This is a genomic window from Bacillus sp. JJ1532, assembly GCF_036965085.1.
In the GTDB taxonomy this organism is placed as follows: Bacteria; Bacillota; Bacilli; order Bacillales; family Cytobacillaceae; genus Cytobacillus.
Genome location: NZ_JBALOW010000110.1, coordinates 1 through 9,101 on the forward strand (window position 1 = coordinate 1; position 9,101 = coordinate 9,101).

Here is a 9,101-nt window from a genome sequence, read left to right on the forward strand (position 1 = left end):
ACCCTGTCCTTTCCCACCCTAAATCCATATGTAACAAATAAAGGGTGGTGCATGTAAATGAATTTGAAATCAGGCAATATCAAACAGTTTGAGTCTTTTTCACAGTTTAAGAGTTTAGAGGAATTTAATACTCATATTGAAATGTGGATGTCGGTTCATAAGGACAAGCTTTCCAAGGGGGAGCTTGTCGGATTGAAGCGGCTTATTCGCTTTGCGGCGAAAGTGCCGGGTGTGTGTAATGCGAAAATCGGGACGGTGTTAAAGGCGATCCACGAGGAGTTCAATGGCAATGGAATTTCCCGCTCTACCTTCAAAAGGATGATTGCAAAGGTCACGGAGCTTGGCATCATGACTGTCCATGAAACGGAGAGAAAGAACGGCTCACAGTCCAGCAACCTTTATGTGTTCAAACGTTTTCCTAACAGTGAACCACCTAAGAAGGAAAAATTGGACTCCCCTATAAAAACTAGTAATCTTTCTAAAACTAATATTAAAAACAATAAAAAACGTAACGTGGGCGATACGTGTCTCGATCACACCTATACAAGTGACCGTGTGCCTAATGACTTTGTTCAAGTGGTTAAGTACTTTTTTCCTGAAGCCAAAAGCATTGAGGAATTCTGGAGAATGACTATTATTGCTGCTTATCGCCATAACCGAGTAAACGACAGGGAGAGAGTGCTATCCATAGCCATTTCATCCATTAAACAGCTCATACGAAAAATGAAAACAGCTGCCAAGGTCATCAAGCCCCTTGCCTATTACTATGGAATTCTAGATAAAAAACTTCAGGAACTCTATTTCGAAGAGCTTTACGAAGTGGACTTTCCTGTAACAATACATACAGATAAATCTATCGGTCCTTCCTGGATGAGCGAGCTTTTTAGAGACATCATATTTGGTTCTACTGCGACATAATCGGTTTTTCTAAACATATGATCCTGTTCCCTATTCCATTATCGACTTTTCCTTTAAGCAACTGGGACAAGGGAACCGTCCATTCGATCCAATTTGGCACAAATCGGGACCAAAATCCTTATTTTGCGTTCAAAGTTCCTTTTTGATGCTGTTTTTCGACTTTTCACCCCTGTTTAGCGTTCAAATTGGATTTTGATCTGTTCGATGATCAAATGATTTCTAAGTATGCTGTAGATAACCCGGGAATACATGGTAAAGCGCGCTTTCTGAAGGGAATTCTGATGGAAAGCTTTGAACAGGTTAAAGATCAATATACGCCGATGATTTACAAGATTATTTCGTCTTTAAGCATTTATACGAACAAGGATGAGTTCTTTCAGGTTGGCCTTATTGCATTATGGGAAGCGTATGAGCGTTTTGATGCGAAAAAAGGAATCTTCACGAGTTTCGCATACCCCTATATTAGAGGGAGATTGCAGACAGAAATGACGAGAATGAATCGACATGCGGATAAAGTGATCCACGTTGAGGAAAAGTTTCTAGAGGATATCGAAGACGATTTCAACTTCTGCTCGATGGATGAAGATATTCTACTCTCCTATTGCCAAGCTGGAGAATTAACAGAAAATCAGACAAAATGGGTTCTATATACATTTTTAAAAGAACTAACCGTCACAGAGATTGCTGCTATTGAACAGGTTTCTGCGTCAGCTGTGAAAAATTGGCGTTCGGGAGCGAAAGAGAAGCTTAGAAAAGCACTTCAGTAATACTAAAAGTTTTTAATGTTTAAAAAAGGGAGCAAGGAGTCACGTTCTCGCTTCCTTTTGAAGGATTTCTTCACGGTGATGTAGTCCAATAAATGCGCACTAAAACGCAATGAATAAACAATGTCATCCCTTTTTCATTCGTGTCTGGCACCATGTCAATGTTTCGTCACATATTCCCCAAAAATGATACGTATAAGCGTACCACTTTGAAATTTTCCATGTGATAGCTTCTATATAAGTCTATAAGATTGGAAGTAGAGAGCTATGGGAAAAGAAGTGGAGATCGCCCTACATAAGTTAATAGAATCACGTAATATTAAATCAATTCGGGAATTGGGAAGGCTAGCGGATATTCGGCATTCGACATTAAATGAATTGGCCAATCAAAAGAGGCAGAGAATTGAAATTAAGCATATTCAAAAAATTGCCGAAGCTCTCGACATTACAGATACCAATGAAATTATTAGAATTATTGATACGGAAGAAGACGGTGAGGACTAATTCGCTTCAATAGAAATGGTGCAGCCGTCCTCACTTTTTCTTCTATGATCTAAGACTTCTTAATATAAGTCCCCCTTTGAATCCCAGCTATCAAACAGTCCCCACTCATTAAAGCGCATACTTTTTTCTAACCTTATTAAATCACCTTCCCAAAAGGAGTTATTCAAAATGCCTATGAAAAATCACTATTTCATTACGACTGAATTTATGTACATGATGGGTCACTATGACCGCTATGGAAAGCTATGTACACAAATCATCGAAACAACCAGAACCTTCCTTGTTGACATGTCCCCTCTTGAGGTCCTTGATATGAGTATCGGTGCCTTTGGCTTTGACTTAAAGGGCGCCATCGCCACTTCCAGGAGACTTCTTGGCGATATTCATATGTGCCCCATTAAGGTGAATCCAATTAATCAGATTGTCGTATTCCCCACTAAATCTCCCAAACATGAGGATACAATCTGGTTTAACCCGTATCATATCGAAAGAACCACTAGCATCTTCCGAAAAACAGCCGTCGCACTCAGCAACGGAAAAACTTTGATCTTTCCAGCAAAACTATCAGCCTTTAATTCAAAACTTCAAACCGCCGAACAATATAATAAAATGACAACAGGAACACCAGGAGGTCATTTCACCATGATGATTGACTCGGATAATAGACCTGTGAAAAAAGTTGAAAACGGGAGGCGCAGCATATAATGGCTCTTGTTGGGGATAGCTCCTTCGATCGGGGAACAATCGGAAAAATTGAAAACGATCAGGTTATACCAAAGTTTACTACCTTCAATTCTCTAGCATATGCCTTTGAGATGAACCCCTTAGAATTACTAGAAGAAATTCAGAAAGACATACGTAGAGCTAGGATGCGCAAAAAGGAATCAGAAAAAAATGTTCAGCAGCATGCTGCCAAAGGAAAAGAGACACTTGTTTATGAAACAACGCTATACCATCAACAAAAACTTCGTACAAATGGCAGGTCTTCGGGATCGTTACGGGAAGCTATGCACACACGTCAACGAAACAAACAAGTCATTTATGGTCTACAAACCCCCCTTGAGATTCTCGATGAAAGCATAAGAAGCATCGGGTATAACTTAAGAGGCGCCATAGAGTCATCAAAAAGATTGCTAGGCATTGTACATTGTTGCCCAGTCTTGGTCAATCCGATTGACCGAATTGTCGTGTTCCCACAAATCAGCGAAGCATGAAGAGTGCGTCTAGTTTAATCCCGCCCACATCAAAAGAACAACCAGCCTCAACCCGAAAACATCCATCACCTACAGCAACGGCCAAACCAAATGCATCTTAGCCAAACTCTCCTCATTCAACTGTAAAATTAAAAGAGCTGAACAGCTAGAAGAAATGACAAGAGGTTCGCTTTTCTTTACTTTGGAACAAAAAAAGACACGATTCAGGAAAAAGTAAAAGTGATTGGATAGATGGTTAGGATAAGAAGTGTGGCAGTCTCTCATCCGTCTGCAACTAGGAAAATACATATCAATCAATCGTTTAATTGGATCCCAGCTAAATCAAGTGGGGCAACGCATTTATACGGTCTATCAAACGATTGATAAAATTTCTAACGATCTTAACTGGAGATCCAGCACGAATTTAGTTTCATTTACAACAGAGTAACAATACTCGAGGGGCCTGCACAAATTAAATGCCATACCTTGCATTTATATGATGCCATAAACAGAAGTGTAACGGGGACGATTGTCAATTTATTTTGCGGCATTAGAAAAGCACCCCCTCAAAAAATTTGATACTAGTATCCTACCAGGAGGTGCAGCGTGTTTATATGCGTTGTTTGAATGGGGGCTTACTCATTAAAGATTATTCTTGAACGATTGTCTGTGATGGTTATTCGGCCTATGACAAAATAGAAGGCATTACCTTCGCAAATTGTTGGCTGCGTGTTCGGCGTTATTGGATGAAAGTGAACAGCAAGAATGGACAAATCGTTCAGCTATTGTGTTGCTTTGTATCGACTTGGAATTCAAGCATTTGTCTCCAAGTAAGCGAAGAAAGAAACGTCAAAAATTTGCGCTGCCAATCGTTAAGAAATTCTTTGACTGGTTTGAAAAATTACCATTCTACGGCAAGAACGCGCTTGCGAAGGCAGCTGAATATACTCTGAACAGAGCGAATGGACTAAAAGCATTCTTGAAGGATGGTCGTATCGAAATTGATAATAATCCAGTCGAAAAAACTGGCTCTTTTCCGTCAGTGAAGCTGGTGCAAAAGCCAACGCCATCTGTTTAAGTATCGCAGAAACTACAAAAGCAAACGGTGTGGATTTCTATCGTTATCTCTTGAAGTTACTGACGGATTTACCGAATCTTGATATCTATCAACATCCAGAAATTCTAAATCAATATATGCCTTGGTCAAAAATGATCCAAGCAGAATATGGCAAATAATAAAATGAAATAACCGTACATCTGATTAAAATAATCATGATATACGGTTATTTGTCATACGCACCGTAAAGGGCGATTATTTTTTATTTCGGGCTCACAATTCAAAAAGGAGCATCCTTTATCGGATTAAAGCTATAAACTCTTTAGCTAAGCAAAGACATAATTCTTTCATCAATAGTTCTGTGCCTGATGCCATCTCCAAGCACTTTTAATAATAATTTCTAATTCCTTCTCCGCTTTCCAACCAAGCTCCTTATAGATTTTCTGTGCCGAAGCAACTAATCTAGCAGGATCCCCAGGACGTCTTTCACTCAACTCAACATTGGCCTTTAAACCAGTTACCTTTTCACATGTCTCAATAACTTCTTTAACAGAATAACCTAATCCATTTCCAAGATTATAAGTTGCTGTTTTGTTCTTACCTTCTATTAAGGAATCCAAGGCAAATATGTGAGCCCTAGCCAAGTCTGTAACATGAATATAATCACGAATACACGTTCCATCTGGTGTATCATAATCCGATCCAAATACAGTTACCTTCTCTCGAGCTCCGGCTAAGTGCTGCAGCACGATTGGAATTAGATGAGTTTCTGGATCATGACTTTCCCCAATTTCTGCCGTTTCGGAGGCTCCTGCAGCGTTAAAGTATCTTAACACAACGTAATAAAGGTCATAAGCTTGCGCATAATCAGCTAGAATGTGTTCAATCATCAGCTTAGATTTGCCATATGGATTAATTGGATTAGTCTCAGTGAACTCATCGATCATATCAACCTTAGGAATCCCATAAGTTGCTGCAGTTGATGAGAAAATAAAATTCTTTACGTTATTTTTGATCATGACCTTTAATAGAGTAAGAGTAGCTGCTACATTGTTTTCATAGTATTTCATTGGATCAACAACAGACTCCCCTACTAAGCTGTTAGCGGCAAAATGCATAACTGCTTTTATCGGGTATTTTGAAAAAACGCGCTCCACATTTTCCTCATTACCTAAATTTCCTTCAACAAAAATAACCTTTTTATCAATCGCCTCACGGTGACCGGTAGAAAGATTATCTAATACAACTACTTCTTCATTTTTAATCAGCTCTTTAACAAGATGACTGCCGATATATCCGGCTCCACCTACTACTAATATCATTTGCAAAACTCCTTTGTTTATCCACAAATTCACAAATACTCTTGTATCTGGAAATCCACCCCTCTCTAACTAACATCGTGGAACATTGTATGTAACAAAATTATACGAGTGGTGACAGGCACGGTTTCTTAGGGACGGTTCTCATGTTTTCACAGTTCATATATGTGCCTATATGTTTCCCCACCTGGAAGGAAACGCAAGAACCATCCCCGTTTTGTTAAAAGAGTGATCATTTAGGCCATTCCCTATTCAAATTCATTTTACATTAAATATTCCAAAACACTTCACAAACTTCTATAAACCCTAAATAAAATTGGTTGGAAGCGCAAGAACCGTCCCTATGCTTTCATGTTGACGAGTATGATAATATCTCGTGATTTTCTTTTCTAAACACATTAGAAAATGGAGTTCCTTTAATAAATTAAGGACTAGCTCCAATTATAGTTATCATCTTCCTGTTCATATCACCCTTTAGTATAAAATTTATGAACTAACTTTTACCTCATTTAATACAATCCATTTTTGTTTAATATATTTTGCCATGATTGTAAAATAGAATGTGCCCCACAATAAACCTAATATTATAGATTCAAATATTTCACCTAAAGAATTTTCTAAAGAAACATATTCCTTTATCAAGCTAAATGCTATTGCTAAGAAGAAATTAAGTATAGTAATAATACCAACAGTTCTCCATGGAAACACTTTTTTAAACGAGATTTTTATACTTTTCGAAGTTGCAACCAGTTGCAAAATTTGTATCATTGCAATTGATAATACAGTTGAAACTGCAGGACCAATAAACCCAAAAATGAAAAAGCATACTATGGATAAGATTCCATTCAATACCAGGGATAATAGAGAACTATAAAATATAAAACTTGTTTTACCGATACAGTTTAGTATCATCCCAAAATAAGTACATCTTAATAATAAAACAATGGTACATATTCGGAATACAGTAACACCGGGAAGATATTTATCTGAATATAAAAGCGATATTACTTCTGGAGCAAAAGTAAACAAACCTGCAGCAAAAAAACATATGAACAAATAAGACAATATTGTAGCATCTCCCCATAAGGTGATTGCCTTTTCATTTTTACTCATATTAAGTAGCCGAACTAGTTGAGGCATTAAAACTGCTGTTAGAGAAGTAGCAATTATAGTAACTGGCATTTCTTTTGTTGCATTTGTATAAATAGCTAGCTCCTCTGTATTAAAAAATCTACCAATCAATAATTTTCCAAATTCTATATTTACTGTCCCAATAACAGATGCCAATCCTATAGGAAGTGAAAACTTAAATATTCTTTTTATCAATTGTTTATCAAAATTAATAGCTACATTTCCAACTAGATTTTTGACTATCAAATAGACACTAAATGTAAAAATTGCTTCCATAATTACAAAAAGAAGCATATACATACTAAATGATTCATTAAAAACAATCACTATAACAATTATTGATAATTGAAATATGCCGTGTAGAGTAGTAAATGTCATTAGATATGTAGTTTTCTGATATATTACTAATATATTTTCTATGCTTGACTGAATTATTCTAGACCATGGATAAAATGCCAATACGTATATAAACTTCTTAATATGCTCATTATCAAAATAATTCACAATAATTGGGGTAATTAGAACCAAAGCTAAGCCAGTGATAAGACTTAAAATAGTACTAAGTGAGTAATAAACAGACAAAAACTTCTGCTTTTCCTCATCTCTTTCCGCCTTTGCCAAAAAAAAGTTTATGCTATTAGGTAATCCTAACATAAAGACAGTTACTAAAAGATTTATCACCAAAAAAATTTGAGAATAGGTTCCATACTCTTCAAGGGTTAGAAAACGCGATAATAACATTGCGTTTAAAAATGATATAGTGAGAATAATAATTTTAGATGTAGTAAGTTTTACTGCATCTGTAGCTATTGAGGGTTTCAAATTATTCCATCCTTACACTATTAATTGCTGATTTTATAAGTTCAATTTCATTGCTTACCCTTTTTTCCCATGATAAAAACATTCTTTCTGAAGTTTCCTTTGCTTTGACTCTAATATTCATCCATTGCTTCTCATCATTTAATAAACTTTCAATAATATTTGCTGCTTGTTCCATATCGTCTACAAGAAAACCGTTTTCATTGTTTTTTACTATCCCATCTAATGATCCATCATTACAAGAAATAACTAAACTTCCAGCAGAAAAGTATTCGATAAAAACATTTCCAAGATTGCATGGATCATATAACGATAGCGATGCTAGAGATTCTTTAGCTAAATATTGCAATTCCTGAACATTTACACTACCTATAAAAAATACTTGGTCTTTAATATTATACTCATCAATTTTCTTAGATAAATAATTAAAGTACTGATCATCATCGTTTTGACCAGCAATAAACAAATTAATTTCAAGATTTCTCTTCTTCAATATATTCAATATCTCTAATGCTAAATGTTGCCTTTTCCAACTAGCTATTCTTGCTGCATAAAACAAGTAAGGCTTTTGAAACTTAGCTTTATCAATTTCCAAGGTGATATCTGAAGGTTGTTGGGGTACTCCATTTAACCACATATAAAAGGGATAAGGTTTTTTACCTTTATTAATTAATTCATATGTTTTATCTACTCTTGAACCATCATTTGTTGCCAACATAAAAGCTTTTTTATTTTTATAAGAGTAGTAATTCCACGGCTGAGATAAAAAAGCATATAAACAACCTTTTTTTTCTATTAAATCCCAGTATGTGTCACCATATCGCCTTTGCCCAAAAGGTATTTTATATTTTTTTGCATAATGACTTGCAGCTTCAGATAATGGCCCGTGTCCATATATAAAATCATACTTTTTACTATTTAAAGCCCTTTTAACCGCATTTGCAATTTTGATATAACCTAATGAAGTCGAAATTATTTTTCTTACTGATTTGTTATCTTTAATATAAACATGTTTTAATATATTTACCTTTTTAAACCAATCGCTTGAAATGCTGTATCGATTTCTCTCGTTATCCATACAATTATCATAAAAAATAATATCAATTTCATTACCTTCTTCAATTAATTTTTTCAACACATAAACAAAAGCCGGCATTCCTTTTACTTCTGATTCCCGGTTATATAAAATAGGATACAATGGTGTCCAGACTGATGTTACATATAATATTTTCACGTTTATCCCATTCCTTCATAGTTAAATTTAATAATACTCCTGTTTGATTTTAGATAATGAATAATAATAAAATGCCTATGATCCTAAAATTTAATAAAATACCCATCAATAAATTAGACATATGAATTTAACTACTAACTTCCTTAATATCCGATTCACTTC

The 9,101-nt window shown here is 35.6% G+C and carries 9 protein-coding genes; 6 read left to right on the plus strand and 3 right to left on the minus strand.

Annotated features, from left to right (window positions below; genetic code table 11):
- Window positions 1-57 precede the first annotated feature (57 nt).
- The 6 genes from V7122_RS23690 to V7122_RS23715 all read left to right on the plus strand — a co-directional run bounded on the left by V7122_RS23690 (window position 58) and on the right by V7122_RS23715 (window position 4,457).
- A complete protein-coding gene (locus V7122_RS23690) occupies window positions 58-918 on the plus strand; it encodes a hypothetical protein (RefSeq protein WP_335529625.1) in 861 nt (286 codons plus the stop codon).
- 281 nt (window positions 919-1,199) lie between these two features.
- Entirely contained in the window at window positions 1,200-1,685 is a 486-nt protein-coding gene (locus V7122_RS23695; RefSeq protein ID WP_335529628.1) for a sigma-70 family RNA polymerase sigma factor, read from the plus strand.
- A gap of 264 nt (window positions 1,686-1,949) precedes the next feature.
- Entirely contained in the window at window positions 1,950-2,186 is a 237-nt protein-coding gene (locus V7122_RS23700) for a helix-turn-helix domain-containing protein (protein WP_335529631.1), read from the plus strand.
- A gap of 168 nt (window positions 2,187-2,354) precedes the next feature.
- On the plus strand, window positions 2,355-2,891 hold the full coding sequence (locus V7122_RS23705) for a competence protein ComK (protein WP_335529633.1): 537 nt from the start codon (window positions 2,355-2,357) through the stop codon (window positions 2,889-2,891).
- Window positions 2,891-3,400 (plus strand): competence protein ComK, encoded by a 510-nt coding sequence (locus V7122_RS23710; RefSeq protein WP_335529636.1) that lies wholly within the window; start codon window positions 2,891-2,893, stop codon window positions 3,398-3,400. The genes V7122_RS23705 and V7122_RS23710 overlap by 1 nt, the downstream gene beginning before the upstream one ends.
- Before the next feature lie 697 nt (window positions 3,401-4,097).
- The gene (locus tag V7122_RS23715; protein WP_335529637.1) at window positions 4,098-4,457 is read left to right on the plus strand and encodes an IS66 family transposase; all 360 of its coding nucleotides are present in this window, start codon (window positions 4,098-4,100) and stop codon (window positions 4,455-4,457) included.
- 329 nt (window positions 4,458-4,786) lie between these two features.
- On the opposite strand, the gene galE is transcribed toward V7122_RS23715, so the two are convergent.
- The 3 genes from galE to V7122_RS23730 all read right to left on the minus strand — a co-directional run bounded on the left by galE (window position 4,787) and on the right by V7122_RS23730 (window position 8,939).
- On the minus strand, window positions 4,787-5,758 hold the full coding sequence (galE, locus tag V7122_RS23720) for a UDP-glucose 4-epimerase GalE (protein ID WP_335529639.1): 972 nt from the start codon (window positions 5,756-5,758) through the stop codon (window positions 4,787-4,789).
- A gap of 483 nt (window positions 5,759-6,241) precedes the next feature.
- Window positions 6,242-7,708, minus strand: a complete 1,467-nt coding sequence (locus V7122_RS23725; protein WP_335529642.1) for an oligosaccharide flippase family protein — start codon at window positions 7,706-7,708, stop codon at window positions 6,242-6,244.
- A 1-nt stretch (window position 7,709) separates the two neighbouring features.
- Entirely contained in the window at window positions 7,710-8,939 is a 1,230-nt protein-coding gene (locus V7122_RS23730; protein ID WP_335529645.1) for a glycosyltransferase family 4 protein, read from the minus strand.
- Window positions 8,940-9,101 lie beyond the last annotated feature (162 nt).